General features: G+C 53.3%; 35 protein-coding genes. 19 read left to right on the top strand and 16 right to left on the bottom strand.

Going from position 1 to position 24334, the window contains the following annotated elements:
• Positions 1 to 217: 217 nt before the first annotated feature.
• Positions 218 to 1369: a GSU2403 family nucleotidyltransferase fold protein gene (locus tag JCM12308_RS10920; protein WP_208978454.1), complete on the top strand. Its 1152-nt coding sequence runs from the start codon at positions 218 to 220 to the stop codon at positions 1367 to 1369.
• 281 nt (positions 1370 to 1650) lie between these two features.
• Here the strand turns inward: JCM12308_RS10920 and JCM12308_RS10915 are convergent, their stop codons facing one another.
• The 3 genes from JCM12308_RS10915 to JCM12308_RS10905 all read right to left on the bottom strand — a co-directional run bounded on the left by JCM12308_RS10915 (position 1651) and on the right by JCM12308_RS10905 (position 4363).
• A complete protein-coding gene (locus JCM12308_RS10915) occupies positions 1651 to 2727 on the bottom strand; it encodes an alpha/beta hydrolase (RefSeq protein WP_054783818.1) in 1077 nt (358 codons plus the stop codon).
• Positions 2728 to 2944: 217 nt separating this feature from the next.
• Positions 2945 to 3649, bottom strand: a complete 705-nt coding sequence (locus JCM12308_RS10910; RefSeq protein ID WP_054783729.1) for a DUF899 domain-containing protein — start codon at positions 3647 to 3649, stop codon at positions 2945 to 2947.
• A 12-nt stretch (positions 3650 to 3661) separates the two neighbouring features.
• Positions 3662 to 4363, bottom strand: a complete 702-nt coding sequence (locus JCM12308_RS10905; protein ID WP_208609190.1) for a glutathione S-transferase family protein — start codon at positions 4361 to 4363, stop codon at positions 3662 to 3664.
• Between the two features lie 113 nt (positions 4364 to 4476).
• Between JCM12308_RS10905 and JCM12308_RS10900 the strand changes: the two genes are divergently transcribed.
• Positions 4477 to 4836 carry a winged helix-turn-helix transcriptional regulator gene (locus JCM12308_RS10900; RefSeq protein WP_054783728.1) on the top strand — a complete coding sequence of 120 codons (360 nt, stop codon included), beginning with the start codon at positions 4477 to 4479 and terminating at the stop codon, positions 4834 to 4836.
• Between the two features lie 10 nt (positions 4837 to 4846).
• Here the strand turns inward: JCM12308_RS10900 and JCM12308_RS10895 are convergent, their stop codons facing one another.
• From JCM12308_RS10895 to JCM12308_RS10865, 7 genes are all read right to left on the bottom strand, one after another.
• Complete coding sequence (locus JCM12308_RS10895) at positions 4847 to 5131, bottom strand: hypothetical protein (protein WP_054783727.1); 285 nt, start codon at positions 5129 to 5131, stop codon at positions 4847 to 4849.
• A gap of 136 nt (positions 5132 to 5267) precedes the next feature.
• Positions 5268 to 5519 (bottom strand): hypothetical protein, encoded by a 252-nt coding sequence (locus JCM12308_RS27780; protein ID WP_128647376.1) that lies wholly within the window; start codon positions 5517 to 5519, stop codon positions 5268 to 5270.
• Positions 5520 to 5550: 31 nt separating this feature from the next.
• Positions 5551 to 6525 (bottom strand): helix-turn-helix transcriptional regulator, encoded by a 975-nt coding sequence (locus JCM12308_RS33280; RefSeq protein WP_488389899.1) that lies wholly within the window; start codon positions 6523 to 6525, stop codon positions 5551 to 5553.
• Between the two features lie 303 nt (positions 6526 to 6828).
• The gene (locus tag JCM12308_RS10880) at positions 6829 to 7215 is read right to left on the bottom strand and encodes a VOC family protein (protein WP_008548964.1); all 387 of its coding nucleotides are present in this window, start codon (positions 7213 to 7215) and stop codon (positions 6829 to 6831) included.
• A complete protein-coding gene (locus tag JCM12308_RS10875; RefSeq protein ID WP_054783725.1) occupies positions 7212 to 7517 on the bottom strand; it encodes an ArsR/SmtB family transcription factor in 306 nt (101 codons plus the stop codon). The genes JCM12308_RS10880 and JCM12308_RS10875 overlap by 4 nt, the downstream gene beginning before the upstream one ends.
• Positions 7518 to 7655: 138 nt before the next feature.
• The gene (cyaB, locus tag JCM12308_RS10870; RefSeq protein ID WP_008549121.1) at positions 7656 to 8246 is read right to left on the bottom strand and encodes a class IV adenylate cyclase; all 591 of its coding nucleotides are present in this window, start codon (positions 8244 to 8246) and stop codon (positions 7656 to 7658) included.
• Between the two features lie 103 nt (positions 8247 to 8349).
• The gene (locus JCM12308_RS10865; protein WP_054783724.1) at positions 8350 to 8949 is read right to left on the bottom strand and encodes a COG3904 family protein; all 600 of its coding nucleotides are present in this window, start codon (positions 8947 to 8949) and stop codon (positions 8350 to 8352) included.
• Positions 8950 to 9099: 150 nt separating this feature from the next.
• Between JCM12308_RS10865 and JCM12308_RS10860 the strand changes: the two genes are divergently transcribed.
• From JCM12308_RS10860 to JCM12308_RS10845, 4 genes are all read left to right on the top strand, one after another.
• Entirely contained in the window at positions 9100 to 9693 is a 594-nt protein-coding gene (locus JCM12308_RS10860) for a TetR/AcrR family transcriptional regulator (protein WP_054783723.1), read from the top strand.
• On the top strand, positions 9690 to 10127 hold the full coding sequence (locus JCM12308_RS10855; RefSeq protein ID WP_054783722.1) for a hypothetical protein: 438 nt from the start codon (positions 9690 to 9692) through the stop codon (positions 10125 to 10127). Before JCM12308_RS10860 ends, JCM12308_RS10855 begins: the two co-directional genes overlap by 4 nt.
• 57 nt (positions 10128 to 10184) lie before the next feature.
• Positions 10185 to 10565 (top strand): GFA family protein, encoded by a 381-nt coding sequence (locus JCM12308_RS10850; RefSeq protein ID WP_054783721.1) that lies wholly within the window; start codon positions 10185 to 10187, stop codon positions 10563 to 10565.
• Positions 10566 to 10770: 205 nt separating this feature from the next.
• Positions 10771 to 11331, top strand: coding sequence for a hypothetical protein (locus tag JCM12308_RS10845; protein ID WP_054783720.1), 561 nt, complete (start codon positions 10771 to 10773; stop codon positions 11329 to 11331).
• A 27-nt stretch (positions 11332 to 11358) separates the two neighbouring features.
• Here the strand turns inward: JCM12308_RS10845 and JCM12308_RS10840 are convergent, their stop codons facing one another.
• The 3 genes from JCM12308_RS10840 to JCM12308_RS10830 form a co-directional block, all read right to left on the bottom strand.
• Positions 11359 to 12042: a helix-turn-helix transcriptional regulator gene (locus JCM12308_RS10840; RefSeq protein ID WP_054783719.1), complete on the bottom strand. Its 684-nt coding sequence runs from the start codon at positions 12040 to 12042 to the stop codon at positions 11359 to 11361.
• A 116-nt stretch (positions 12043 to 12158) separates the two neighbouring features.
• A complete protein-coding gene (locus JCM12308_RS10835; RefSeq protein ID WP_054783718.1) occupies positions 12159 to 12554 on the bottom strand; it encodes a RidA family protein in 396 nt (131 codons plus the stop codon).
• 273 nt (positions 12555 to 12827) lie between these two features.
• Positions 12828 to 13181 carry a P-loop NTPase family protein gene (locus JCM12308_RS10830; RefSeq protein WP_128647375.1) on the bottom strand — a complete coding sequence of 118 codons (354 nt, stop codon included), beginning with the start codon at positions 13179 to 13181 and terminating at the stop codon, positions 12828 to 12830.
• Between the two features lie 265 nt (positions 13182 to 13446).
• Between JCM12308_RS10830 and JCM12308_RS10825 the strand changes: the two genes are divergently transcribed.
• Positions 13447 to 15447 (top strand): hypothetical protein, encoded by a 2001-nt coding sequence (locus JCM12308_RS10825; RefSeq protein WP_054783717.1) that lies wholly within the window; start codon positions 13447 to 13449, stop codon positions 15445 to 15447.
• Positions 15448 to 15572: 125 nt separating this feature from the next.
• The gene (locus JCM12308_RS10820) at positions 15573 to 15980 is read left to right on the top strand and encodes a type III secretion system chaperone (RefSeq protein WP_054783716.1); all 408 of its coding nucleotides are present in this window, start codon (positions 15573 to 15575) and stop codon (positions 15978 to 15980) included.
• Positions 15981 to 16261: 281 nt separating this feature from the next.
• Here JCM12308_RS10820 and JCM12308_RS10815 read toward each other — a convergent pair whose 3' ends face one another.
• Both JCM12308_RS10815 and JCM12308_RS10810 read right to left on the bottom strand, forming a co-directional pair.
• Positions 16262 to 16477, bottom strand: a complete 216-nt coding sequence (locus JCM12308_RS10815; protein WP_054783715.1) for a GDCCVxC domain-containing (seleno)protein — start codon at positions 16475 to 16477, stop codon at positions 16262 to 16264.
• Between the two features lie 4 nt (positions 16478 to 16481).
• Positions 16482 to 16805: a hypothetical protein gene (locus JCM12308_RS10810; protein ID WP_054783714.1), complete on the bottom strand. Its 324-nt coding sequence runs from the start codon at positions 16803 to 16805 to the stop codon at positions 16482 to 16484.
• 87 nt (positions 16806 to 16892) lie between these two features.
• Here JCM12308_RS10810 and JCM12308_RS29620 point away from each other — a divergent pair, with 87 nt between their 5' ends.
• Together JCM12308_RS29620 and JCM12308_RS10805 are read left to right on the top strand one after the other, a co-directional pair.
• Positions 16893 to 16994, top strand: coding sequence for a MerR family DNA-binding transcriptional regulator (locus JCM12308_RS29620; RefSeq protein WP_208978453.1), 102 nt, complete (start codon positions 16893 to 16895; stop codon positions 16992 to 16994).
• Positions 16972 to 17280 carry a MerR family DNA-binding protein gene (locus JCM12308_RS10805; RefSeq protein ID WP_208978452.1) on the top strand — a complete coding sequence of 103 codons (309 nt, stop codon included), beginning with the start codon at positions 16972 to 16974 and terminating at the stop codon, positions 17278 to 17280. Before JCM12308_RS29620 ends, JCM12308_RS10805 begins: the two co-directional genes overlap by 23 nt.
• 110 nt (positions 17281 to 17390) lie before the next feature.
• On the opposite strand, the gene JCM12308_RS10800 is transcribed toward JCM12308_RS10805, so the two are convergent.
• Positions 17391 to 18026, bottom strand: a complete 636-nt coding sequence (locus JCM12308_RS10800) for a TetR/AcrR family transcriptional regulator (protein WP_014284733.1) — start codon at positions 18024 to 18026, stop codon at positions 17391 to 17393.
• Between the two features lie 149 nt (positions 18027 to 18175).
• On the opposite strand from JCM12308_RS10800, the gene JCM12308_RS10795 reads away from it, so the two are divergent.
• The 9 genes from JCM12308_RS10795 (at position 18176) to JCM12308_RS10765 (ending at position 24333) form a co-directional block, all read left to right on the top strand.
• Positions 18176 to 18871, top strand: a complete 696-nt coding sequence (locus JCM12308_RS10795) for a putative metalloprotease CJM1_0395 family protein (RefSeq protein WP_008548870.1) — start codon at positions 18176 to 18178, stop codon at positions 18869 to 18871.
• Positions 18872 to 19103: 232 nt separating this feature from the next.
• Positions 19104 to 19496, top strand: coding sequence for a hypothetical protein (locus JCM12308_RS10790; RefSeq protein ID WP_208978451.1), 393 nt, complete (start codon positions 19104 to 19106; stop codon positions 19494 to 19496).
• A 182-nt stretch (positions 19497 to 19678) separates the two neighbouring features.
• Positions 19679 to 20098, top strand: a complete 420-nt coding sequence (locus JCM12308_RS10785; RefSeq protein ID WP_164845289.1) for a DUF2946 family protein — start codon at positions 19679 to 19681, stop codon at positions 20096 to 20098.
• Positions 20099 to 20133: 35 nt separating this feature from the next.
• Positions 20134 to 21690: an ABC transporter substrate-binding protein gene (locus JCM12308_RS10780; RefSeq protein ID WP_054783712.1), complete on the top strand. Its 1557-nt coding sequence runs from the start codon at positions 20134 to 20136 to the stop codon at positions 21688 to 21690.
• Positions 21691 to 21755: 65 nt separating this feature from the next.
• On the top strand, positions 21756 to 22361 hold the full coding sequence (locus JCM12308_RS32220; protein ID WP_208978450.1) for an ABC transporter permease: 606 nt from the start codon (positions 21756 to 21758) through the stop codon (positions 22359 to 22361).
• Positions 22361 to 22699: an ABC transporter permease subunit gene (locus JCM12308_RS32215; protein WP_208978449.1), complete on the top strand. Its 339-nt coding sequence runs from the start codon at positions 22361 to 22363 to the stop codon at positions 22697 to 22699. Before JCM12308_RS32220 ends, JCM12308_RS32215 begins: the two co-directional genes overlap by 1 nt.
• Entirely contained in the window at positions 22686 to 23258 is a 573-nt protein-coding gene (locus JCM12308_RS32210) for an ABC transporter permease (protein WP_208978448.1), read from the top strand. Before JCM12308_RS32215 ends, JCM12308_RS32210 begins: the two co-directional genes overlap by 14 nt.
• Positions 23255 to 23554, top strand: coding sequence for an ABC transporter permease subunit (locus JCM12308_RS32205; protein WP_208978447.1), 300 nt, complete (start codon positions 23255 to 23257; stop codon positions 23552 to 23554). The genes JCM12308_RS32210 and JCM12308_RS32205 overlap by 4 nt, the downstream gene beginning before the upstream one ends.
• Complete coding sequence (locus JCM12308_RS10765; protein WP_054783711.1) at positions 23548 to 24333, top strand: ABC transporter ATP-binding protein; 786 nt, start codon at positions 23548 to 23550, stop codon at positions 24331 to 24333. Before JCM12308_RS32205 ends, JCM12308_RS10765 begins: the two co-directional genes overlap by 7 nt.
• The last annotated feature ends 1 nt before the right edge of the window (position 24334 follow it).

The raw sequence follows: 24334 nt of genomic DNA, 5'->3' as shown, positions 1-24334 counted from the left end.
TTCATCGAAAGTCTGCAGCAAACCTGACAACGGAATCTATTTCCAAGAAAACGACGCAATCAAAGGTGCAGCTATTCTATCACAATACATGCATTAATCACATGAATTCTCATAAGCCATGCAATACGTTACTTGATAAAATCGATTCCATACATACTGTGCTGAGCATCCAGTCTCGGTATAGACATTTTCAAATTAAACTGTCTATACTACTCCCATGACAGATCTTCCTCTCGCTTATCAAAACCTCGCTGCGGATTACATTCAGAAAACGCATGATGATAGCAGGGCTCTTCGGGGCTCAGTTTATCAGCAAGCGAAGGGGAATGTTGAGAACGTCTTCGTCAAAATGCCCGTGGGTGCCGGACGCAAGAGCCTTTATGTGGGGCCTGCTTTGCAGCCGGAAACGCAGGCCAAAGTGGAGCGGATCAAACAGGCCAGTGAGCGCGCCCGAGCACGCCGTAAAGACCTGAGCGTACTCAACAAAGTTGGTGTGCTTTCCACCCATAGTTATGCCGGTCGTGTGCTGGATGCCATGGCCTATCATGGCCTGTTCCGCAATGGTGCTATTCTAGTGGGCACTCTGGCCTATCAATGCTACCCGCTGCTGTTGGGCTGCACGCTGCCCTCCACCCAGCTGGCAACAGACGACGCGGATCTCGTGGCCGCCTCACTGGCGATCAAAGCAGATGAAGGCATTGATATGCTCTCTATCCTGAAGGATGCCGACCCCACATTTGAGCCTATTCCGGAACTGGATGGCCGTGCCAAGTCCTCGCGTTTTCGCTCTGGCATCGGCTTTGTTGTGGATCTGCTCACGCCAACACGCAAACGCGGCGAAAAGCAGCCGCTGGAGCTGCAAGGGTTAGATGCGGGCGCTATGAGCCTGCAGTATCTGGCATGGCTGATCGACGATGCCTCCCCCGCTGCTCTGCCTTACGGCGCAGGCATTCCCGTGTTCGTGCCGCGTCCAGCCCGCTACGCCGTGCACAAGCTCATCCTCTCACAAAAGCGAACGCATACGGCCACCAAGGTCACCAAAGATCTGGCTCAGGCCAAGGCACTGATTGAGGTGCTGGAACAAGCCTGCCCCGGCTTGATCGGCGACGAACTGCTGGACGCACAATCCCAAGGCAAACAGGCTGGAGCGATCCCATCGCCAAAGCCCTCAAAGCCCTCTGGCCCGACGGCTCCTGGCGGGACCGCCCTGAATTCGAAGAGTTTGCCGAGGGTGTTTAGCTTGTCTCAGCAACATTCAGGGGGCTGGAAGACCGGCAGGTTTCTTGAAGGACTAGAGAAGACAGGGTATATTAGAGAGACTAGGAGCGGGAAGCCTCAACTCCCCGCCCCAGTTGTTAGGTTACTTTAATGATGGCCCGGAACCAGAGTACCAGTCTGTTTCGGGCCTTCCTTATTTTGAGTTTCAATTCAAACCTCACCTAACCACCACCTCCTTTGACCAGGCTTTGCTACTGTCGGAGTGCCTAACCTCTCCGATTGCACGGACTGGCGCGTGCTGCTGCTTTGCAAAGGGGTGGTATTGGTGAGCGTATGCTGACCGGAACAGACCAGCAACATCATGATTTATCTAGACTATTCTCAATGGCGAGATTTCAACTCTGAAACCCAATAGTATTGCAGAATTCCACCTCACCCCGCCTCAGCCACGCTTGCGTGTTTTTGGAGGAAGGCGTGGAAGAGTTGGTCGAACTCTTTGGGCTTTTCGATGTAGGCGGTGTGGCTGCAGTTGGGGATGGTGTGGCGCTCGGTGGTGCCGCCGGTTTGCTCGTAGTGGTCGAGCGCGTTGGAGGTTTGGGTGACCATGGGCTGCGGCGGGAAGATGGCTTCTCCCGGCCAGCTGGGCAGGAAGCCCAGTTTGCCCAATGAGCCGAGGTCGAACATGGAGGCATCGGAGACCACCAGATCATCTGCACCATGCACCCACAACACGGGCGGTTTCACTGGAACCTTGCAGAAACCCAGTGGGTTTGCCTGTCGGTTGGGGGCGAGTGCATTGATGCTGCCGAAGTTGCCCGGTGCAACGCCCGGCCAGTTGGCGGAGGGGATCACATCTCCCGGATAGGATTTGTCGCCGGTATGCTGGGCGAAAACGGTGGCCATATAGTCGGTGAGTCGCTTGGGTTGAAAAGGTGGCTTCCAGACAAACGTGTTCAGGATGTTGCGCGGAGAAAAGTCGCTGTCTGTGCTGGTATCCCGCGACATCAACAGCTTAACGAACTCCGGGTTAACCGCTGCCGCGCCACTGCCTGCGCCATCTTCAAAGCACGGCGTTCCATCAGCGCGAGAGCAGCCGAAACCGTAGGGAGAGGACGGGCTCACCTGTGTGAGGGAGAGCACACGCTGCGGGTAATCGGCAAGGAACTGCCACAGCACACCGCCGCCAAGGGAATGTCCAACCATATGCGCGGCTTTCACGCCCAGCTCATCCATCAGCGCGGCCAGATCATCCGAGAAATCCTTGGTACCACGGGTGGCGTCCACCGACGCAGCAGGGTCAGCGCCACCATACCCGCGCAGGTCTGGCGCGATGGCGCGGAAGATGTTCGGCAGGCGCAGCATGGTTTCCTCAAACCATGTAGCCGCAGAAAGGTTGCCATGAACAAAGATGATCGGCACGCCGTCCTCAGGGCCGGAAAACAGAACCCGTGTTTTCAAACGAGCCGATTGAACCGTCCGCGCGTCCAGAAGTGTTGGAATCTCAATCATCTTCACCCCAATTTTTTGCGCGCGTCTCGCTCAAAACTCAAATACTGACTGGGTTAAACACGCAGGTATCGCTTAAAGCAGTTTGGTTGCGGCCTCATAAAAGCAAACCGCCTCAAATATTTAAAATTTTAGGAATGATGGAGGGGTGGATGCGCTGCTGTCAAGCTTATGAGGCGCGCAGACAAAGGGAGGGCTTTGCCTGCATGCCCCGCAGAGCCTAGTAGGCGTCGTGGTGGCGGACCCATGCCATGGGGTTGCCGGAGGTCGGCTCGTTGCGCCCCATCGGTGTCAGGTCCATGAAGGTGTAGGCAGCATTGGTGCTGTCGAGACCGCGGCTATAGGCGGAGTAGGTGTGATAGATCGTGCCATCCTCGCCTTTCACAAACACGCTGACGCCCGGCATTTCATCATGAGGTGCTTTCTCCAACTGGCGGAAGTTGTAGATGATGGGCTCGTCTGCTGGCATATCCTCAGGAAAGCCCACGTTAAAGTCTTGGTTGAACGAGGTGCCGTTCGACGAGACCCAGGTGAAGTCCCAGTCCATCCGCTCTTTGAATGGCGTGATCATGGACATGGGCGCACTGGAGACCACGGCAAAGGCGATATCCCGAGCAGCCAGATGCGGATCGAGGCCGTTGAAGCCATCGGCCCAGAACGAGCAACTGACGCAACCCGCCTTCCATTTGGGGCCGAACATGAAGTGATAGATGATGAGTTGCTCGCGCCCCTCAAACAGATCTTCAAGGGACACTTCACCCTTATCGCTCTGGAACACATAGGACTTTTCCAGCGACACCCAAGGCAGGGCTTGGCGGAGGCGGGTGATCTCATCTTTTTTGCGGGTCAGTTCTTTTTCCTGCTCCAGCAAGGCTTTGCGGGCAGAAAGCCAGTCTTCTCGTGATGCAATCTGTGTCGGTTTCATCGCAGTCATCTCCTATTGGTGCACTGGTTGCGGAGCTTGCCAATGGGTTGGCATGGTCGCCTCCACACGCGGATCCTCGTTCAGCCGTGCTTTCCACGCCGCCACAAAGGGGTAGAGATCCGGCGGGTGGCCGAACCCGAGTGAGGCCATCAAGTTGGATTTAGTCTCCACCGCCCGCTGGATGAGCCTGACTTCAGGAAACGCGATGGCATCTGCTGCGCTTGGCTCATCACCGCACAGATACGCCCTGCCGTCGGAGAGGATGCCTTCCAGATAGCGACACTCTGCGTGGGCGAGCTCAGTGGCGGCGGTCAGCTGCCTCGCCGCGTCACTGCCTGCCTCTGGTGGACTCCCGTCTCCGGCAAACACGGGCACAAGCAGCTGCCGGTTGGCTTCACGCAGATAGTCGCAGCATTCCATGGTCAGCTGCCAAATCTCTGCAGCCGCCTCTGGCGAGTGGCCAAACAGCGGCTTTTCAGGATAAGCGTGATCGAGCCAGGCAAGGATCGCGATGGAATCCCGCAGCACCCCATGGTCGCTGGTCAGCACGGGCACGGTTGCGCGTGGGTTGAGCGCCGTGAACTTCGGCTGCTTATGTTCTTTTTCAGAGGCTTTTAAGTAAATGACGTCAGCAGAAAGCCCTTTAAAGGCGAGAGCCAATAAAACCCGCCAGCCACGAGGAGCTCCACTGATCGTGTACAATGATAAAACCATCTTATTTCTCCCGTTTGCTATGGGGAGAAAGATAGACCTGTGGTATTATAGAGCAAGAAGGCAGTTTTTTCGTAGATACTACGGAAAACAATACTATTGAGGACTTGTCCCCAATGACAATCGCAGAGAAAACAACTGAACCAGAATGCCAACCTACTGAAACTGAAGAGCTTTGCCCGATGCCGGATATCGCTCAACTCATCGGCGGCAAGTGGAAACTGATTGTCCTGCAAATTTTGATTTTCAAGGGCACCAAGCGCTTCAACGAGCTGCGGCGGATGATTGATGGCGTCACTCAGACCATGCTGACCAGCCAGCTTCGTGCCTTGGAGCGGGATGGATTGGTGTCACGGAAGATCTACGCAGAGGTGCCACCGCGCGTGGAGTACTCCGCAACCGAGCGCGCCATTGCTCTGACGGACATGTTCCACGCCATGCACAAGTGGTGGATGGAAACGGAAGGGCAGAAGTAAGCGGCACGGATCACCCGGCGCCGCTCTTCGCCTTGGTGAGCTCCTGAATTTCCAACAGCACCTTCACCGCCAGCTTGCGGCTGGTGACGCTCAGCTGCCGCTGCCATGCATCCTCATGGCGAGACCAGCGGAAGGCGTGGTTCTTCAGAATGCGGCAGATATCCTCGCCTGGCTGCTCATCAAAAATAAACTGAATGCGGTTGATGCGCGGTTGCTCTCTCACCACCAGCCCGGGCACACGAATGCTGCTTGGTTCAATCTGTTGCTGTTGTTGCCGAGGGTTGTTCTGGGTCATTGCCTCGATCCTTTTTCAAATGCTTTGCCTCATCTCGCAAAAGCGGGTGTCAGCGGGCAGGCAGGATGGGATGCCCATATGCCCGCTGACGGCCTCTCCGCACCACCCGGCACAGGGGTGTGCTGCTGCGATCAGATCAATCGGCGTGGGGATGCTGGAGAAGCTCAAGAACCCGGTTGGACCGGAGCTGCAGCTCATCATTGTGACCAAGAATGGCCTGATTGATGGTCAGCAGCATGTCGTATTCCCGCGTGTGCTCCAGCCTGTTGGTCAGCACGATGTTGAGTGCCTCAACAAGGTTGTTCAGGTGACAGGAGGCAAGCTGCAGGCTTTCCAACTCCTGACAAAATGAGGAGCCTTCCTCTTTCAAAAAGTCCAATTCCGCCATGTACCTACCCCCTATACTTGTCGTTGAGCGGCTACTCCATTTTCTGGTTATGCCGCGAGTGCCTTCGGTATTTTGCAGGAGACACGCCAAACTGACGCGTGAATGCGCTGATGAAATTGTTGTAGTGGCGGTAGCCGATGTGTTGCGCAATTTTGGAGAGCGAGGCATCACTCTGCTCAATGGTTTTGCGCGCAATCTCCAGCCGCTCATTGCGGTAGACCTCAAACACGGTGCCACCAAAAATTCGCTTAAATCCGCTGTTCAGGCGCTTTTCGCCAAGGTTCACCTTGTACGCCAACTCACTCAAAGACAGCGGCGTGCTGAGGCTGCCCATCAGCAGTTTGTAGGCCCGCTGCACACTGGCGACCTCATACTCATTCAGGTTGCCGCTGCTGGACACCTGATTGCTGAGAAAGCTGGCCTTCAAGGCAATCAGTTGCAGCACCGCGCCTTCAATAAAAAGGCTGCGCATGGACCCAACCAGCGGACTGCTAATGACGGAGCGTACCAACCGGCGCATCTCGGGTGTAGGGCGAAACTCCAGCAGGCTGAACTCCTCGTCCCCCTCTTTCACAAAGGGCAAAAAAGTCGCCGGAAGATCCTTTTCCAGCGCCCGCATCAGATACTCCTCCGAAATGGAGTAGGAGAGCATCTGAAGGTCCGTTCCACGGGCAATCTGAAACTTAGTTGTAGACGGTCCGTATTTGACTAGATTCGCTCTGTCGGCACTAAGTGAGAACTGCTCTACACCCGCTACAGTTGCAACCAGTGAACCTTGCAGGAGAAAGTTTCCTGATATTGTACATGCCTTGTTTCTGAAGGAAGTATAGCAAGCGCTAAAATCTCGCTTTGGAAGTATTTTGGCAATTCTGACCTGAAGCTCTTGGCTATACTCTATATTACTTATTATCGCGGAAACATTTTCATTATTTACGTATATTGGGGCAGATGCATCAAAATACTTGCGAAAATGTCCGTCATTCAAATAGGACCCTTCTGATTGCATCTAAAATTCCAGTCATAACTATTCCAAAATTAAATTCATTATGCATTTATACCTAGCGCATATTTTTAGTATCAACTAAACAACCTGACTTAACCCCAATATTACCTTTGGGAATATTTTCAGCCTTTACGCATAGAAAAGTGGGGTCAAACGGCAAAAATGGGCAGCCGAACAGGTTCGCAGAAGCCTTAAAGCCCCTTGCGCCCGGCAGATGCCCATTCTCATTATCCTACTTAAAGCTCTGGCGGCTTTGATGTTTTGCGATTACCATAACCATTTGCAAAGGCGCGCAATTACCAGAAATCAGGCGAGCTGAACCAGCTGGATCAGGTTTCCGCAGGTATCATCAAATACTGCAAGTTTTACTTCACCAAATGAAGTTGGGGCCTGAACAAAGGTAACGCCAAGATCTTGCAGGCGCTGGTGCTCTTTCTCCAGATCTTCCACGCTGAAAGAAGCCGCCGGAATGCCATCCGCCGCGAGCGCTTTCTTGAAGGGAGGAACCGCCGGATGGCTGCTTGGTTCCAGCAGCAGCTCAATGCTGTTTTCATCCTCTTTGCTGACCACCGTCAGCCAGCGGCTTTCGCCCAGAGGGATGTCGTGTTTTGTCTCAAAGCCGAGCTTCTCGGTGTAGAACTCCAGCGCTTTTTGCTGATCATCGACAAAGACGCTTGTGACATAGATCTTCATTCATTCTCTCCAAACTTAGAGAGCCATCCGGAACGCAACTCTGCCAGCGGCTTGGTGTTCAACGAATGCAACTTCGTTGTTCCCTGCCACTCGATGGTGAGTACGCCCGCTGCCTCTAATGCTGAAAGGTGCCGCGAGAAAGCTTGCCTCGTTAAGTCGACACCGTATTCCTGTAAAACCCGAGTATGGATTTCGAAGAGCGATTGCCTGTCGCGCCGGGATAATTCGTCAATTATGCGCCGCCGTGTGGGATCGCCAAGTGCTTTGAACAGTGCGTTAAGATGATCATCTGATGCAGTCATACGCCCTTATGCAACAATTTCATTGCATAGTCAAATGCACCTTTTTTGTTGCATAAGGCAGATGCCTTCAGTTTCTGCTTAAACACTCAGGAAACCGCAGTGTAATTTTCTGGCAAAACCGTCATATTTTGCAGCATTTTAGGCTTTCAAAGCCTGTTGCATAGCGCGGTAGGATTGGGTTTGCAGGGCTTCGGGTGACAGGGAGAAGGTATCCGCCAGATCAGCAATCTCGCGCTCATACTCAGCAAGCTTGTCAGCATCATCCGTCATGATCGCCAGCTCAATAAAGCGGCCAAGGCCGGGCACGTCATCAAGGGTCACGTGGAACTTGCCAAGGAAGTAGATGTCACGGTTCTTCTCAAACCGTTCAACTTCCTCAAAGCCCAGAGACACGATCATCTTGTGAGCCTGATCCGCCTCCGGCAGATCCATGGAAACGCATTTGTCCGGTCCCGGCCCTTTGCTGATCCAGAGCGCACGGCCTGACGGACGCATAATGCGCAGCACGTGTTGCTGATCGTTGTGAGCAAGGCGTCTGTCGGCAAGGTCGTAGAAAATATCCTGCTCGGTGTTGCCAAGGGTGAAGGGCACCGCCCCGCGCGCTTCCAGCTGGCTGCGGATCACCTCAAGGTCGGCAACAGCATATTTGCGTTCCACCTCATAGGCTCCAACGAAGTGATCACCCGGATCACACAGCATGCCTTTGGTTTGCAGATCTGTTCCAGTCATCCCACACTCCCTCTGCTCAGGGGAGTATCCTTAAAAAGCAACAGGGGGAGACGCAAGACAGATAAAACACGAGAGCCACTGACATGTGGCTCCCGATGCAGATTTACAGCACAGACGTATACTGCGTGCCAACTCTGTAGCGCTTCATTTCAGCTTCCGTCATCCAATGCACGTCTTCTGGCGGGGCCGCTTCCAGCGTGTACCAATAGAACTGCGGATCAATGCCGATGCTCTTGTAGTAGTTGAGGTATTTGTTGTGCTCTTCATGTGACTTGGGCAGATCCAGCGCACTGTACTCGTCAGAGGACCACGAATGCACACCAATGCGCGCGCCCTTCACAACAACGCGTGTCTTGCCCGCCAGGAAGAAGTCCGTTCCACCAGAGGCGATGATGCCGTTGGAAGGAATGACCGTCGTCAGACCGCGCTCATGCACGATGCGGGCTGCTTCCAGATTGGCATAGTCATCATCCGACCCCGGCACATCCAGCATCACGATACGCTTGGTCTTCGGGTACTTTTGCAGCGCCACCAGCAGGTCATCCGGTGTGGAGGTGCTGATCACCCCATTCATCACCAGCTCATCCCCCAGCCGATCAAACCGCGCGATCTCATAGTCATCTTCCACGGACCCACACGCCGCAACCACCAGCACAAGCAGCGCCGCAGCAGGCCAACCAACGATCTTCTTCAAGAGCAGCATTCTATTCCTCTTCCTTATCGCCCTTCGTTTCTCACCCCCTGCTTCTCATAGGAGCGATGAAGGCCGAGTGATCGGGCAGAGTTGGCTAAAGGCACCAGCATCAATGCGGCTCATTTGAATCAGAATGATCGTTCTGATATAAACTGATTCATGCCAAGAAAAGCCAATATCAGCACACAAGATTTGACCGACCGCGCACTGGAGCATTTTTGGAAGAACGGCTTCCACGCCTCCTCCATGGATGATCTGGTGAAATCAACCGGTGCCACCCGTCACGCCATTTACGGCGCATTTGGCGGAAAAAAGCAGATGTTTCTAGCCTGCTTTCAGCGCTATCAGGATCTGGTCGTCTCTCCCGCATTCACTCAAGTGGAAGAGGACGACGCGACACTGGAGCAAGTTGCCAGTTACTTTGAAATTCAGATCACCCGCGCAGAAGAAATCGGCCTACCCGGACCCGGTTGTCTTGTCGCCAACTCCGCCACCGAAGTCGCCCCGCACGACACTGAGGTTCATGCCAAGGTGGACGCACACAACACCCGCCTGAAGCAGGGCTTCCTCAATGCGTTGAACAACGAGAAGCCAGATGTGCCTCCCGAGGAGCTGGAGATGCTCGCAGGATTGCTGGTGGTGTTCACCAACGGCCTCTGGTCCACCTCTCGTCTCACCAAAGACGGCGAGTTTCTGCGCACCAGTGCAGACCAATTTTTAGAGACAATCAGAACACGGATAACTGCCCCATGACCGCACTCGCTCTCTCAAACCCCAAGCGAGCCTTTTGGCTTGCCATATTGCTCAACCTCATCTGGATCAATGCTTCCGAAGTGTTTCGCTATTTCGCGTTTGTGATGCCGCTCATGCGCAGCGCGCTGCCGCAAATCCATGATGTCGCGCCAATGAACCTGCCGGTGTTTATGGTGTGGGGCCTGTGGGACACGGTGCTTGTACTCGCTGCAACCGGCCTCAGCTGGGTGCTGCTCGAGCGGTTCGGCCCAACCATCCGCAACGCATTTTACGCAGGCAGCGCAATCTGGGCTACGGTCTTCGTCATCCTTTGGCTCGGCCTCTGGAACATGAACCTCGCCCCAACCCAAGTCATCCTCACCGCCCTACCCCTCGCCTGGCTAGAAATGATCATAGCCGCCCTCATCGTAAGATGGGCGATGAGACGGGGGTAGTTGGCTGTTGCACATTTCCGCAGTACCCTGCCCGCCGGACTGTGGGAGAGGTTTGAGATGGAACGCATAACAGGGAGTTGTTTGTGTGGGGCGGTTCGGGTTGTGGCGTCCGGGGAGCCGGATAGGGTTGGTGTTTGCCACTGCATGGATTGCCGTAAGCACCATGGAGCGGTGTTTCATGCCTCGGCAATTTATCCGGAAGATGCTGTAAGCGTTGAGGGTGAGACCAACAGCTATCAGGGCCGCTTCTTCTGCCCGCGCTGCGGCTCATCCGTCTATTCCACCAGCGAAGGCGAGGTGGAGGTTCATCTGGGCATTCTGGACGAGCCCAACCAGATGGCCCCAACTTACGAACTCTGGACCACCCGCCGCGAAAACTGGTTGCCAGAATTTCCGGTCTCCAAGACCTATGAGAGGGATCGGGTTGAGGAGGAGTAAAGCCGCCGTTGCATTCTCTTGATCGCCGGTACCCCAGATCGAAACCGACATTTACTCATCAGCTCACTCGCAGGTTCACTCAAAGAAACCTCTAATTGCCGCTTTTAAGCTTAACTAAAACCGCCCTCTTGATCGCGCTTAGAGACGTAGTGACAATTGCTCAGACGAGATTGTTTGAGGATTGTCTGCGTAAAGGTTGCTGAAGATGCCAACACTAACAAAAGCACCGGATCTCCCCAAAAGCTGGCCAAGCGGTGGTATTCCTAGTGAGAATGAGGCCAGAAGAAGCATCAAGATCCTTCAGGCCCGTGCAAAGCTGGCCGGAGACTCACAAGCCCGAAAACTAGCCGATTTGGCATTACAAAAGCTCGGAAACTTCTTACTTTTTGATGCAAAGAGGGCTGATCCAAACAAGCAAAAACAAGCGGATGACATCAAACCAAAAGTCATGAAACTGTTTGAAGCTGCGCACAAGCTGAGCGCTGGCCTGAAGCTGCCAACCGGGTCATTCACGGTCAAAGTTGTTAAACAATCTAAGCCCAAGTTTTACCACAACGCCTCAAGCGCTGGTAAAAAGGCAGTCTGGACGTTCCGCTATGAAGATGTTGGTTTTCCTGCTTCAAATGGAACCTTTGATATCGAAATGGACCGAAGTTATGCCTCGCTGAAAGGCGATGAAAACAAACAGGCCAAAAAGATCGGTGACGCGGCTATTGCTGAGACAAAAAAGCGAACAAAATCAAGCGATGTCAAAATGGTGAAGTAGGCTACAGACCTCTTGATCTGCGAAAAGCTAAACCTGCTCCTCGCAGCCTTCCCGCTCCATGAAGGCTGTCAGGCTGGTGTCTTCGTCGGCGATGAAGTGCTCACCGGTGACGGTGAGTTCGGCGATGCGGTCGAAGCGGAAGGTGCGGAAGTCCTGGCGCAGTTCGCACCAAGCGGAGAACATCCAGCCGTCGGTCAGGTTCCAGATCACGAGTGGGCGCAGGCGACGGGTTGAAGTGCTACCACCCGCATTTGTGTAGGTTATCTCAACCACTTGCTGCGTGCGGATTGCCTCGCGCAGAATACCCACATCAGCGGGTGCGCTGTTCTTGCTTTGCAGGCTGTAATAGGGCGCATCGGCCAGTTTGCGTTCTTCCGGCGCTGGCAGACCTGCCTGAATTTTTGCCCGAACCTCTCGCGCTGCACTCATCAGTGCCGGATCGCCCGTGCTTTCAACAAAGGCGAGGCCAACGGCCAGCGCGTCGATCTGGTCATGCGTAAACGTGGTGTTGGGCAGGTCAAATCCCGGCCTCAGCAAATAACCAACACCGGCCTCCCCCTCAATGGGCATGCCGGAGGCCTGCAAGTGAGCGATATCGCGGTAGATGGTGCTGACGCTGACTTCCAGATGCTCGGCCAGCTCATTAGCCCGGCTGACACCACGAGTGCGCATCTCGTTCACCAACCGGAAAAGTCTTTCTGCCCGCCGCATAACTCTCACTCACACCCAAATTCCAGCGCAGGCTACTCTGCCTCCGTCGTGCAGAGCATAGCACAGCTTAAGCGCCTCGAAACTATGGACTTTCGAGGCGCAGCTGATGGTGTTGATCAATCCGCAGCGGTGGCTTCAATCTCAAACATCAGCGGGGGAATGGCGAGCCGCGTAACGCCAAGCAGCGTCATGGGAGGAGCCGCCTGCACCGGACCAAAGCGGGCGCCAAGCAAATCGAAATGCTTCATGGCCTCATCCACGTCGGTGGCATAAATCCGCAGCTGGGTGATGTTGGCAAGGCCCATATCCGCAGCGCTGAGAACAGCCTCCAGATTATCCAGAGCAAGCGCAATCTGGCTGCGCATATCGCCGGGATGCTGCGGATTGCCCTCGTCGTCCACGGAGGTCTGGCCCGCGCAGACCACCTGCCGCTTGGTGCCCTCAATCACCTCCGCCTGATTGTACCCCAGCTTCAACGACCACGCCCACGGATTCACAGCAGTTCTCTTCATAGGATTTTGCTCCCTCATCAAGTTGTCAGAGAGCCCCTTAAAACCACAGGCCTCCTCTCACCGTTGTGAGAGGAGTATCCGAAACTTCACAGGTAACTGAGCCACTCAGTTTCCTGCAAGTCGCCAGGAATTGAGCGCAATTTCAATATCTTCCTGAGTACGGCAGTACCAAATCCGTTGAGTTTTCGCCGTTTCCAGATGAGCCAGGATCTTGCTTTGGAAAGTAGAGCTGTTCCGAAGGCTGCGGAACGCGAACCGATACTGCTGAACAGGCTAGTCAAAGTTCCCAGCTGGAAGTTCTGCCCGCGTCTTACCTCGGTTCTGCCAAGGCCGAACCAGTAAGCGCCAAGCCCGTAAAATCAAAGGCGGGTCGAGCCAGATAATGGCATCAGCTTTTGGCAGAGCATGGGTCAGCAGACTTGGGCCGCCCTCAAGTATCCAAGCCTCCTTCGAAATAACCTGCTCCAGACCTTGCTCAATCTCAGCCCTTGGCCGGTGCTGCCAATCGCTAGTGAGCTTGATCTTGTCAAAAGAAATCAGCGGAATCTCTGGCCTCACCGCACTTAGGCGAGCAGCCACAAAGCTTTTGCCAGCGCCATTGGCACCAGTAACAATCAACTTCCGCATCTGACACCACTCAAAGACAAACAAGCCAGAGCCTAAGCGAGTCACCCCAAGTGAGCAACGTCACTCATGGAAAACGAGAGACCGAGGTCTTCTCTTTTCCTTCAAAAGTAGTGTTACAATAAAAATCAAGCTACCAAGCAGAAATACAAAATAAAACTATATACTCATTTTGATATTTAACTACACCAAAACTACACAACTGAGTATCAAAATTACCTCCAGATAATATATCTCATATTTAATAATATGAACTCTGGAGCCCCATATGCCCAAACGTAAGATAACTCCGGTAGAGCAGACATGGGCTCAGAAAGTTTATAGCTGTTTACAACTTAATTTCCCCGAGGACCAAACTGATGGCACTGAGCAGGCATCAGAAGGCCTGCTTGACTTTGAGATAAAAGAGGCACTTCAAAGCAAATCTACCGTGACAGCACTTAAGGATGAACTTAATGCCGTTTTCACCCAAGATGTAGCCGGAAAAGTTGCTGATCATTTTTTAGCGAAAAGGAGCACTATTCGAACACTGAAATTACTTGAAAGGGCGCTTAAATCTCCAACTGAGATCTCCGAAAAAACCGTAAAAAGAGCAAATGATCTTTTCGACGATGCCAAGGACTTTGGAACCAGACTAACCATGGAGGTTTTCTTCGAAGGCAAGTCAGTACCAGAAGATCCTATAGAGGCTTCCAAGCAAATCACATCCAAAGTTATGAAATTGGCAGAAGATGCAGATGACGACGGCATTTCAAGTATCACCCGTTCACTCAATGTTCTGAGTAACGCTGACAATCCCGTCCTGAAGGAAGCAGTCGCTCTTTCATTAAAAGATGTTCATACCAATATCGTGTATCCCAAAAATCAGAGAAGAAAAAACGCAGCACAAGGGGGCGAAGTTCCCCGCACACCTGGCGAAGTCACCACGAACTTTCTCTCTCTGCTAAAAAAAGAAAAGCAAAATCCGGATCTAGACCAAACAGCATCTATCGCATTGGACAAAGTTGATGAAGTTGTAAGAAAACAGATTCTTGGCCATCAGCTGTCAGTGCCGGAAACACGGGCTATATTATACAAGTCAGCAAAAGAGCTAAAAGACAACGGCCTTGAGGAACTTGCAGCACGGGCGATAGAATTTTCCGTACAGATGGGAAAATCAGACGAGCAACCCCTTACAAGACTACACGATGCCGTTTACTCAAGGGTACTTGACAGCAATCTGGTTGCAGACCTTGTTCACAATCCCCCGCAGTCAGTTTTAGATGCCGGACACACAGCAAAGCTAGGCACTCTTCAAACGGTTTCAGAACAGACACCCCGTGTCCAGCAAGATCTTGCCAAAAATCTTCAGTCGGCTCTGCAGCGCGATAAGAGGTTTTGGATAACTGAATGCCCGCAACTACAAAAACTGGCAGACTGCCCAGCAGAGGACGCATTTAAGAATTTACAAGATTTTCTGAGCGCTCCAACGACCAATGGTTACGAAGCCATCGCTGTCCCAATGTTAACGGTTAAACTCTGTGTGAACCTTAATAATATCCTCACCAATCAATGGCCTGAAGACCGCCCTCCAGTAAAAGAGGGAGAACAAGATCTGGTCAGCTTTATACATAAAGCGAACAAAGCTTATCAGCTTGTACACCGAGAAGCTAATCGCAGAACAGCGCCAGGAAATCTTTTCGGCACCAGTGAAGTATCAGATAAATTACAGGCTGGAATTACACTCGATTACCAGCCTGGTGCTGTCACCTTTGAAGACGACCAAACTAAAATCCCAAGCACGCATCCATCCCGACGCAATATCCCGGTGCTGGAAAAACCGTCGCAAACACAGCTTAAAGCACTAAAACATGGGATACCGGTTGCCAGCGGTGTCTCGGGTTCAACAAACCTGAATCTGTTTTTCTTAAAGCATCTCATGGAGAACAGCGATAATGAGAATACAGTTCCGGACCCGAAAGATTACATGCTCCTCACCACCATGTTCCTGACCTATGACGGCGGACATGCAATTCATGAGGCACTATGGACCGGACAGTACCTGGATGGAGAGTTAGAGCTTAATCTTGGTTTAGAAAAAACTACTCCAGATGATCAACCATCTAATCCAACTGACTACGTGTCAGACCTCAATGATTTTATTGGCCTTTATGACGGAACAGAAACGGGCCAGGCTCTGGGGAGAGCAAAAGAACATGCACTCGACGCGACGGTAAATTATTTTGATGAACATAGCTACGCGGCAGAAAACGCCAAAGATAAAGCCTAGAGCGCGTTCCATATGATGGGATTCAATGAAATGATAAGAATTCGCTCCGATAAATATGTCAGAGTGTGTAGCTTGAGTGCTAATGAACGCGACACGCTCTAGATCCCAAGGCTATGAGGAGCATCATGAGCAACATCGAAACACTCATAACCAATCTTGGCAAAAAAATTGGATTACCACATCTGAAATTGGATAAGGACGGAACTTGTTCACTTGATATTGAAGAGGAGTTCATCCTTACGATTGCCGCTAATAAACAAGATGAAATGATCTTGTTTGCTCATCTGCCTGATATTGAAACAGATAAGCGCCTGACTGGGTATCAACTCCTGCTTCAGGCCAATTTACTCGGCAAAGGCACCGGCAATGCAGCACTTGCAATGACCGAAGGCGATAACCAACCCGCTCTAAACTCAAGATTTTCAGCCTCAGAACTCGATTTCCAAATGTTTGAGGAAAGACTGGATGAGTTCATAAAACTCGTAAAACTTTGGAGCCTGACTATTAACTCCCTTAATGCCTCTCAGTATTAAAGTGAGGTGGTCCCGTTTGTTTGGACAGGTGAGCGCGTTTTATAAGTGGATCCGCTCCCCGATTACGCAGCAGCTTGAGTTATGCGCTGCGGGTGGTTGTAGTAAGGGCTTTGTCAATTTGTTGAAATTGGCGAATTGAGTTAAGTGAAAACCACGTTTGATCTTGATGCTTTACCGCGCCTGAAAGGCTACCGTTTCCGCGCAGTATCGTCGGCTACACCGTTTGGGCCTGTCATCGATTTACGTTGAGCCTGCGCGATGTGAAAGCTTTGCGGTCAGGGCTAGCCGCAGCACGCCTCATCCAGCTGGATTGGTGGGCAAGGGACGGTGCCGTAAGAGCAGTAGACGCAGCAGTCGCCGGGCAGAGGTTTCAGCAGGGTGCCGCAGCCTTTGCACTCATAAAACCATTGGCAGGCATCGGTGGGCATCACTTCGGTTTCGCGGTGGCCGCATTCCGGGCAAGTCACGGTGCTTTCAAGCATCACTGTTTTGGTCATGGCATCACATCAGGCTGATCAGGTGGTCGTTTATGGCGGTTTCGTTGAACACGATAGCCCAGGCCAGTGCCGTCACGATGGTGCTCAGCAGCAAATGTGTTTTCAGGCGGACCACAGAGCCCCGGTGCACAGCAACACCCCACGCCAGCATCAACAACACGGAAGACGCCACCAGCACGACGTAGCTTGCAGCCGCGATCTTGCCGAACACCGCCAGCCAACTGCCGCCAAGCCCGGCCAGCATCAAAGCGATGGGCAGCACACAGCAAGTGGCAACCCCCAGCGAGGTGAACGAGCCCGCATAGCTCATTTTGAGAAAGGTCTTCATTGGCCGGTCCGTTTGTTCGGTTGAGAAGGTTCTGCCTCAGGCTTATAAATGCTGTAGTGGCTACAGGATCAAGGCGGGAGAGTTCACATGTTCGCGATTGGAGAAGCCTCAAAGCGCAGCGGCGTTGCCATTGAAACGATCCGCTACTACGAGCGCGAAGGCATCGTTGCCAAACCAGCGCGGGGATAATGGGCGCCGCGCCTACACTGAGAAGGAAATCGGCCACCTGCGCTTTATCAAACGCTGCCGGGATCTGGGCTTCACCATCAAAGATGCACAGGCACTTCTGAGTCTCGGCGAGCAGCAGGACGAAAACTGTAAAATCGCTCATGATATGAGCAAAGCACATCTGGAATCTGTGCGTGAAAAAATCGAAAGCCTTCGCCAACTGGAAAAGGCGCTGGAGGAGCTGATGGGAAATTGCGAAAGCGGCAATGTGCAGTGTCCGCTGCTGGAAAATCTACACGCGGACTGACGCGACGGGCTGGCGAGGCTCGCCAAAACACAGCAACGCAGAAAAACGCAAAAGCGCGCAAACCAACGCACATTTCAACGCAAACGAGATATCCCCGTTGGGAGCGGGCGCTAAGCCGTTTCCAGCACTGCCGGGTCAGCCACCACAGCACGCAGCACCAGATCAGACACGCTGCGGGCAATTTCCTCAACGTCCTTGTCGGTTTGCTCGGGACGCGGGGAGTACCAGAAGCATGGGCCGTTCATCAAAATAATGATGGAATGCAAGGTGATGGAGACGGACTGATTGGCGAACACGCCAGCTTCTATGCCCTCTGTCAGCACCGCACGATACAAGTTCTCATAGGAGCGGCGCATTTCAATGATCTGCTCAATCATCTCCTTCTCATGCGGTTTCGCCGACCCACGGAAGAACATGCGCGTGTCTTCGCTGACAACACGGTGATAACTCAGGAATTTGAGAATGCGCAGCACATGGGCAAACGACATGGCGCGCAGCTTCTCCAGTGGGGGAATATCCTGCGCGGCGATTGGGCTAACCCGTTCCATCAGCAGGGAAACTGAGCGCAGGCGCACCGCATAAAGCAGTTCGCCCTTGGAGCGGAAATGGTGGTAGACACGGCCTTTCGTGGACCCCAGAAGACCGGCGATATCATCAATGGAAGCCACATCCGGCCCCATCTTCATGAAGCACTCGGCGGCAGCATCCAATATCTCCTGCTGAGACCGGCTCAAATCTTCAATCATTCCCGAATTCCCTCAAGCCCCACGCAATCTTTCCTTTAGATACACAGGTTTACAGCATACGCCCAAAGCAAAACCGTAGCACACCTAACAAAATTGTGTACCAGAAAACCCTTTACCAAAAGCACCGGTAACTTGTATAAGTTCAACCTATGATAGATGGAATTGGCTCCTCATTTGCTGGACTTGCTCGCCCCGCGTCTTACAACGCGGCCCAGCCTGCACGCGTAAACCAGCAGGAAACAACGCCTTTTTCCATTGAGCATGCGGTTCCGAAGGATTCGGTCACGATCACCAGCGACCTTTCCGCCAACCCGGTTGCAGCCTCGTCCTCCTCTGAAAAGTCCAAGAATGAAAACGGACAGCTTTCCGAAGGAGAACAGGAGCAAGTTCAAGAGCTTAAGACCCGCGACGCGGAAGTTCGCGCTCACGAGCAAGCCCATGCAGCAGCCGGCGGCGCATTCGCTGGTGCACCAAGTTACACCGAAACCCGCGGCCCCGACGGCCACAGCTATGCCATTGGCGGCGAAGTCTCAATTGACTCCGCACCGATCTCCGGAGACCCAGAAGCCAGCATCGCAAAGCTGACCACCGTCATCGCAGCAGCCCTCGCACCCGCACAGCCATCCGGTCAGGATCAGGCCGTTGCAGCTCAGGCTCAAACCAACCTGGCACAAGCCTACACCGAGCTTCGCGAGAAGAATCTTGGCGGTGGTGAAGAGCAGGAAGCCAGCGAAGTCAGTGGCTTACAGTCTCTGCTGCAGGTTCAGGAATACCCTGAAACCGCCTCCGACCCATCTGCCCTGCTCCTCAACGCAACCCAGGCTTATCAAGCTGCGGCGGTTTAACGCTATCTGGGCAGTACTCAGTTTATTCCCGTAGTCTCTACACCTCTTGCGCGCAATAACTCTATGAAAACATGATATTTTCTTGAGCGCTTACCTGTGCCTACCAAGCAAAAGTGCACCACAGCCCACTAAAATTTTTTCATAGAGTCACAAGAGAGATAAGTAAAAGTCATTGACACGTATTTTGTACTAGCCTAAGGCGGAAATGCACTTAGCGTCACTAGAGTTTGCTGTGAAACTGACAAAAGCCAAAGCGACTGTATTAGCTGCACTGTTTGTGTTGATGCAGCTTGTTGCACCTCCCGGAATGATGGTTTCCGGAGGAGAGGACGGCTTTGAGATTGTCATCTGCACCGCGCAAGGTATGCAAACCGTGCTGCTTGATGAACATGGCAACGAAATCCAGCAGGCTGAAGAGCAGGAAGCTACGACAATTGCGCGTTCGGCAATGTTGTTGCCAAGGCACTCAGCGCTTCCCCTCACACAGAGTTCGACGCTTCTCCCCTTCCTATTGATGTGGTTACGCTTCCGACAAGTATTGCACTTACGGAAACGACCGTGCGCATTGCTGCGCCCAGAGCACCTCCCGTCCAAGCATAAACTGGTTTGTCCCGGCCTTTTTTAGTTTGGCTAATATGCTGACATAAAAGGGCTATTTTCTCAAAGGACATTCTGGCTCCGTCATGCAAACCCATGGCAACCAAAGGTTTTCTGCAGGCTGCTTGCAGGAAAGCCAGTGCCACAATTGCATGCATCGGACCCGCAGGACGCCGCTCCTGCCACTCGCTTATCCCCTCAATCTCAGCAATGGCTGAGGTTGGCTCTGATGGCTCATCAAGCGCATGGTGCACTCACTTGGCTTTGAAACCGACAACCGTATTGGCCTGCTGGCTCGCAACATGGTTTGTGATCCTGCAGCTTATCGCGCCGCCCGGCATGATGCCGCGCGCCGGTACGGATGGTTTTGAAATCACGATCTGCACTTCGCAGGGCCTTCAGCAGATTTTCATAGAGACCTCTGATGAAGACGATGAGCAAAAAGACAAGCAGAACAACGCGTTCTGTATGTTCTCATTTGCTTCGCTGAAGCTACCAGAAGCTGCTTCTCAGAGCATTTTTGTCCTTGAACCTGCAAAGCCAATGCATGTCTTCGCCCCCAACGAGGTGGGGCACTATGCAATTCCACGGCGAAGCCATGCCCCGCGAGCCCCTCCGGTCTTTCTCTGATTTTCGCAAGATTACAGACAAAGATTGGAATTGAAATGAACAAGTTCAAACAACTACTTAGCGTCAGTGGCATTCTGGCAGCGTCGCTTCCTGCTCTGGTTTCTGGCGTCTCCACAGTGCACGCGGAAGACATCCAGCAACTGCGCATTGCGGTGAAAAAAGACCGCTACAGTGTGGATCCGAAGAAGTTCAACTTCACCACCCGCCGTCCAGCCGGGCAGATCGTGGAAACCGCTGTAAAGCCAGACGAAAACTTCATTCCGCAAGGCGTTCTGTTTGAAACCTGGGACTACAAAGACGGCGTCTACAGCATCAAGCTGCGCGAAGGCATCAAGTTCCATGACGGACAAACCTTTGATGCAAAAGCCGCAATCGACGCGTTGAAGCTGTACGATCAGGGCCGCTCTGACTTCCTGCAGATTGATCAGGAGAGCTTTAACCAGACCGGACCTTACACCTTCACCTTCAAGTCCGAGATCAACTCCTCACTCGTCATTGAAAACATGACCCACCGTGGAGCCTCCTTGTTCTCCATTCATGGTGATCGCGCAGAAAATCCAATCGGAACAGGCCCTTACCTGCTGGACAGCTATCAGCCTAAACAGTCCATCAGCATGAAGCGCAATGAGGCGTACTGGGGTGAGAAGCCGAAGGTCGAGAACATCACCTATCACTTCATTGCTGATGATCAGGTCCGTTTGCTGGCACTGCAGAACAAGGAAGTCGACATCGTAGCCGAGGTCACCCCTCAGATGCTGCTGAGCCTGCCAAAAGATGGCTCTGTTGTGGTGCACGAATCCCGCCCAATCCGTTACGTGGCTCTGCTGACCAACCTGCACGGCAAGGCGCCTTACGACACGCTGAAGGACAAGCGCGTTCGTGAAGCGCTGGCGTACGCCATCAACCGCGAGCAGCTCGCTCAGGTGCTGTTCAACGGCAAAGGCGTTGTTGCGAAAGGCATTTTGCCAAACTGGATGTTTGGTCTTGGTGACGATCACGTCGACGGCTTTGACTACAACATCCAGAAAGCAGAAGCCCTGCTGGATGAAGCGGGCTGGACCAAAGGCAGCGATGGCATGCGCAGCAAAGACGGCAAAGCGATGAAACTGCGCCTTGTTGCTGCTTACCCGAACGTTTCCAGCGTGCGCCCTATGCCAGAGCTGTTGGAGCAGATGTTCCGCACTATCGGCATCGATATTGAGCTGGTTCAGGTAGATGATTCAGGCGTTTACGACGACACCTATCTGGCAACAGGCGAAGCGGATCTGTACATGGAGTTTGCCTCCAACAACAACGCAGACCCAACCTACCTGCTGTACAACCTGTTCCACTCCAAAACCCCGTGGGGCTACCAGTATACCGCACCGGGTGGCAAGCTGGACACCATCCTCGACAACGCCCGTCAGGCGCAGAGCCGCGAAGAAGTCATTGAACTTGTTCGTGAAGCGCACCGTGAAATCGTGCAGACCAAACTGGCTGCTATTCCAATCCTGATGGTGCCGAACTTCAACCTGTCCCGTCCGGGCCTGAAGATTCCAATGTTCGAGCACGCTGACTGGATCGACTACGGTCAGGTTACTCAGACCAAATAAGAGAGGCGCAGCACAGGCCATCGCAACGCGGTGCGCTGTGCTGCCTTTTCACGAAAGATAAGCAAATGAAGCAGTTTGTTTTCAAGCGCACGCTTTCGGGAATACCAACTCTGTTTGGCATGACCCTGATTGGTTTTCTGATCATAGGCCTCACCCCTGGTGATCCCATCGAGATGGAACTGCGCCGTCTGGGCGTGGCGTTTTCCGCTGAGCAAGTGGATGCCTTGCGCGCAGAGTACGGGCTCGATAAGCCTCTGATACAACGCTATTTTATCTGGCTGATGGATCTCTTCCGTTTGGATCTGGGCACATCCATCGCCTCGGGCCGGCCCGTGCTGGAGCTGTTCAAAGAGCACTTGCCGATCACAGCAACGCTGTCTGTTCTGGCCTTTGTCAGCTCGCTGGTCCTGTCGCTGGTGCTCGGCACCGTAACGGCTGTTTCACAGCGCACATCGCTCTCCACCAGCCTTTACGTGCTGACCATGTTTCTGGTCTCCGTGCCATCCTTCTGGCTGGCGCTGTTTCTGCTTGCAGTGTTTGCGTTGGATCTCGGGTGGTTCAAGCTGCTGCAGTTCGGCAATGCGCAAGATCTGATCTTGCCCGTGATTACGCTGGCGCTTGGCAATGCGGCCGTGATGAGCCGATTGGTGAGAGAGCGGATCATTGCGTGATGAGCGAGGATTATATTCGTCTGGCCATCACGAAGGGTCTGTCCCGCCGCGCTATTTTGGGCCGCCATGTGTTGAAATCCATTCTGCCACCCCTTGTCACCAACTGGGCAATCTCATTCGGCTCGCTGCTTGGCGGCTCGGTAATTATCGAAAATATCTTCAACTTGCCGGGGCTTGGTCAACTGGCTCTGCAGGCCATCGCAGAGCGGGACTTCGCAATTTTGCAGGCGTATCTGCTGTTTATGGGACTGGTGTTCTTTCTGGCGAACTTCCTAGCAGACCTAACAAATCACTGGCTCATGCCTCAACTCAAGGAGGATGACCATGGCTTACGTTGAGAGTGCCAGATCCCTCCCTCTTTCGCGGGTTACAGACCTCTTCAGAGGCAAAACCACGTTTCTACTGGGCGGTCTCTTCCTATGCGTCTTCATCACGCTGGCTTTAGGCGGAGAAGCCTTCGCGCCACACCCACCCAACCAGATCGACTTGCTTCACCGCCTCAGCGCACCTAACCTGACCTATCCGCTTGGTACAGACCATCTGGGCCGCTGTATCCTCTCCCGTCTGATGGCTGGAACAGCACTTTCTCTGGGCACAGCGCTCACAACAGCCGGCCTTATCCTCGCCATCGCACTGCCTGCCGGCATGCTCTCAGCTCTCTGCAAGGGTTGGGTTGATGCGATTTTGATGCGGATTGCAGATATCTTCCTCGCCTTTCCCATGCTGGTCTTTGCCCTCGCAATCATCGGCTATCTGGGCGCATCCCTGACCTCCGCCGTCATCGGCGTTGCTCTGGCTTGGTGGCCAAGTCTGGCGCGTTTGGTGCGAACCCTCACGCTGGATGCTGCCTCTAAGGAGTACGTGCTCGCCTCCCGTCAATGCGGCAGAAGCCTTTGAGTATAATCACAAAACACATCCTCCCGCAGATCTTACCACCTCTGCTCGTGGTCCTCTCCCTGGAGATGGCGGGTCTTCTGCTGGTGCTCTCGTCCCTCAGCTTCCTCGGTCTCGGCGCACAGCCCCCTGCTGCAGAATGGGGTGCCATGCTCAACGAGGCACGGCCTTTCTTTGCCGAGCGCCCAAGCGTGGTGCTAGCACCAGGCATCGTCATCATCCTCGCCGTTCTCAGCTTCAATCTGGTGGGCGAAGGCATCCGTTTTCAGCTGGACAAGAGGAAACCCTACAGATGGTAGAAACACCGCTTCTTCAGGTCCAAGACCTCACCATCGCCAATGCAGCCCAGAACAGCGAGCCACTGGTTGAGGAGGTGAGTTTTGAACTTGCCGCGGGGCAACGCTTAGGCCTCATCGGCAAATCCGGCTGCGGTAAGTCTCTGACATGCCATGCAATTACCGGCGCTTTACGTGCTCCACTTGAAGCAACTAGGGGCTCGATCCACTTTCAGGGCAAAGACCTGTTGCAGATGCAGCATGCAGAAAAGCAGCGGATCAGAGGTACAGGCATCTTCTGCATTTTCCAAAGCCCCAGCAGCGCGTTGCACCCCAGCCTGACTGTTGAGAGACAACTGCTGGAAACCGCTAACAATGTCTCGCTGCTCGGACAAGACGCCCACAATGCAATCTGTCAGGCTCTTGAAGCTGTCTCTCTCCCCAAGCATTGCCTGAAGCAATACCCCAATGCTCTCAGTGGAGGCATGAAACAGCGGGTAATGATGGCTATGGCCTTGATTTTAAAGCCAACTATTCTGATAGCCGATGAACCAACCACCGGTCTTGATGTGATCACCGAGCATGAAACCTTGCAGGCGCTCGATGTAGTTCGGCAGGAAACCGGTTCTGCTCTGTTGTTTGTCAGCCACGACCTGCGCATTGTCCGCCAGACCTGCACCTCCGTGCTGGTGATGGATGCTGGCAGGATCGTCGACGCGTGCGATCTCAACCAACCCGTCGCGCCAGACTGCCACCGCGCCACTGCTGAAATCACCAGAGCTATGGAAAGGCTTCAACTATGAC

Origin of the sequence: Pseudovibrio denitrificans JCM 12308 (genome assembly GCF_001310815.1) — a bacterium.
GTDB lineage: Bacteria > Pseudomonadota > Alphaproteobacteria > Rhizobiales > Stappiaceae > Pseudovibrio > Pseudovibrio denitrificans.
The sequence above is the reverse complement of the archived record's forward strand: the minus strand, read 5'-3'. Positions and strand labels throughout refer to the sequence as shown.

Coding starts and splice junctions, on each gene's coding strand:
- JCM12308_RS10785 (WP_164845289.1), top strand. CDS start 19,679: ATGGCTGAGGTTGGCTCTGATGGCTCATCAAGCGCATGGTGCACTCAC.
- JCM12308_RS10815 (WP_054783715.1), bottom strand. CDS start 16,477: ATGACCAAAACAGTGATGCTTGAAAGCACCGTGACTTGCCCGGAATGC.
- JCM12308_RS10910 (WP_054783729.1), bottom strand. CDS start 3,649: ATGAAACCGACACAGATTGCATCACGAGAAGACTGGCTTTCTGCCCGC.
- JCM12308_RS10820 (WP_054783716.1), top strand. CDS start 15,573: ATGAGCAACATCGAAACACTCATAACCAATCTTGGCAAAAAAATTGGA.
- JCM12308_RS10895 (WP_054783727.1), bottom strand. CDS start 5,131: ATGACCCAGAACAACCCTCGGCAACAACAGCAACAGATTGAACCAAGC.
- JCM12308_RS10800 (WP_014284733.1), bottom strand. CDS start 18,026: ATGATTGAAGATTTGAGCCGGTCTCAGCAGGAGATATTGGATGCTGCC.
- JCM12308_RS27780 (WP_128647376.1), bottom strand. CDS start 5,519: ATGGCGGAATTGGACTTTTTGAAAGAGGAAGGCTCCTCATTTTGTCAG.
- JCM12308_RS32210 (WP_208978448.1), top strand. CDS start 22,686: ATGGCTTACGTTGAGAGTGCCAGATCCCTCCCTCTTTCGCGGGTTACA.
- JCM12308_RS32215 (WP_208978449.1), top strand. CDS start 22,361: ATGAGCGAGGATTATATTCGTCTGGCCATCACGAAGGGTCTGTCCCGC.
- JCM12308_RS10860 (WP_054783723.1), top strand. CDS start 9,100: ATGCCAAGAAAAGCCAATATCAGCACACAAGATTTGACCGACCGCGCA.
- JCM12308_RS10765 (WP_054783711.1), top strand. CDS start 23,548: ATGGTAGAAACACCGCTTCTTCAGGTCCAAGACCTCACCATCGCCAAT.
- JCM12308_RS33280 (WP_488389899.1), bottom strand. CDS start 6,525: ATGCAATCAGAAGGGTCCTATTTGAATGACGGACATTTTCGCAAGTAT.
- JCM12308_RS10830 (WP_128647375.1), bottom strand. CDS start 13,181: ATGCGGAAGTTGATTGTTACTGGTGCCAATGGCGCTGGCAAAAGCTTT.
- JCM12308_RS10875 (WP_054783725.1), bottom strand. CDS start 7,517: ATGACTGCATCAGATGATCATCTTAACGCACTGTTCAAAGCACTTGGC.
- JCM12308_RS10835 (WP_054783718.1), bottom strand. CDS start 12,554: ATGAAGAGAACTGCTGTGAATCCGTGGGCGTGGTCGTTGAAGCTGGGG.
- JCM12308_RS10920 (WP_208978454.1), top strand. CDS start 218: ATGACAGATCTTCCTCTCGCTTATCAAAACCTCGCTGCGGATTACATT.
- JCM12308_RS10810 (WP_054783714.1), bottom strand. CDS start 16,805: ATGAAGACCTTTCTCAAAATGAGCTATGCGGGCTCGTTCACCTCGCTG.
- JCM12308_RS10845 (WP_054783720.1), top strand. CDS start 10,771: ATGCCAACACTAACAAAAGCACCGGATCTCCCCAAAAGCTGGCCAAGC.
- JCM12308_RS10900 (WP_054783728.1), top strand. CDS start 4,477: ATGACAATCGCAGAGAAAACAACTGAACCAGAATGCCAACCTACTGAA.
- JCM12308_RS32220 (WP_208978450.1), top strand. CDS start 21,756: ATGAAGCAGTTTGTTTTCAAGCGCACGCTTTCGGGAATACCAACTCTG.
- JCM12308_RS10880 (WP_008548964.1), bottom strand. CDS start 7,215: ATGAAGATCTATGTCACAAGCGTCTTTGTCGATGATCAGCAAAAAGCG.
- JCM12308_RS10825 (WP_054783717.1), top strand. CDS start 13,447: ATGCCCAAACGTAAGATAACTCCGGTAGAGCAGACATGGGCTCAGAAA.
- JCM12308_RS10850 (WP_054783721.1), top strand. CDS start 10,185: ATGGAACGCATAACAGGGAGTTGTTTGTGTGGGGCGGTTCGGGTTGTG.
- JCM12308_RS10905 (WP_208609190.1), bottom strand. CDS start 4,363: ATGGTTTTATCATTGTACACGATCAGTGGAGCTCCTCGTGGCTGGCGG.
- JCM12308_RS10915 (WP_054783818.1), bottom strand. CDS start 2,727: ATGATTGAGATTCCAACACTTCTGGACGCGCGGACGGTTCAATCGGCT.
- JCM12308_RS29620 (WP_208978453.1), top strand. CDS start 16,893: ATGTTCGCGATTGGAGAAGCCTCAAAGCGCAGCGGCGTTGCCATTGAA.
- JCM12308_RS10840 (WP_054783719.1), bottom strand. CDS start 12,042: ATGCGGCGGGCAGAAAGACTTTTCCGGTTGGTGAACGAGATGCGCACT.
- JCM12308_RS10865 (WP_054783724.1), bottom strand. CDS start 8,949: ATGCTGCTCTTGAAGAAGATCGTTGGTTGGCCTGCTGCGGCGCTGCTT.
- JCM12308_RS10855 (WP_054783722.1), top strand. CDS start 9,690: ATGACCGCACTCGCTCTCTCAAACCCCAAGCGAGCCTTTTGGCTTGCC.
- cyaB (WP_008549121.1), bottom strand. CDS start 8,246: ATGACTGGAACAGATCTGCAAACCAAAGGCATGCTGTGTGATCCGGGT.
- JCM12308_RS10780 (WP_054783712.1), top strand. CDS start 20,134: ATGAACAAGTTCAAACAACTACTTAGCGTCAGTGGCATTCTGGCAGCG.
- JCM12308_RS10795 (WP_008548870.1), top strand. CDS start 18,176: ATGATAGATGGAATTGGCTCCTCATTTGCTGGACTTGCTCGCCCCGCG.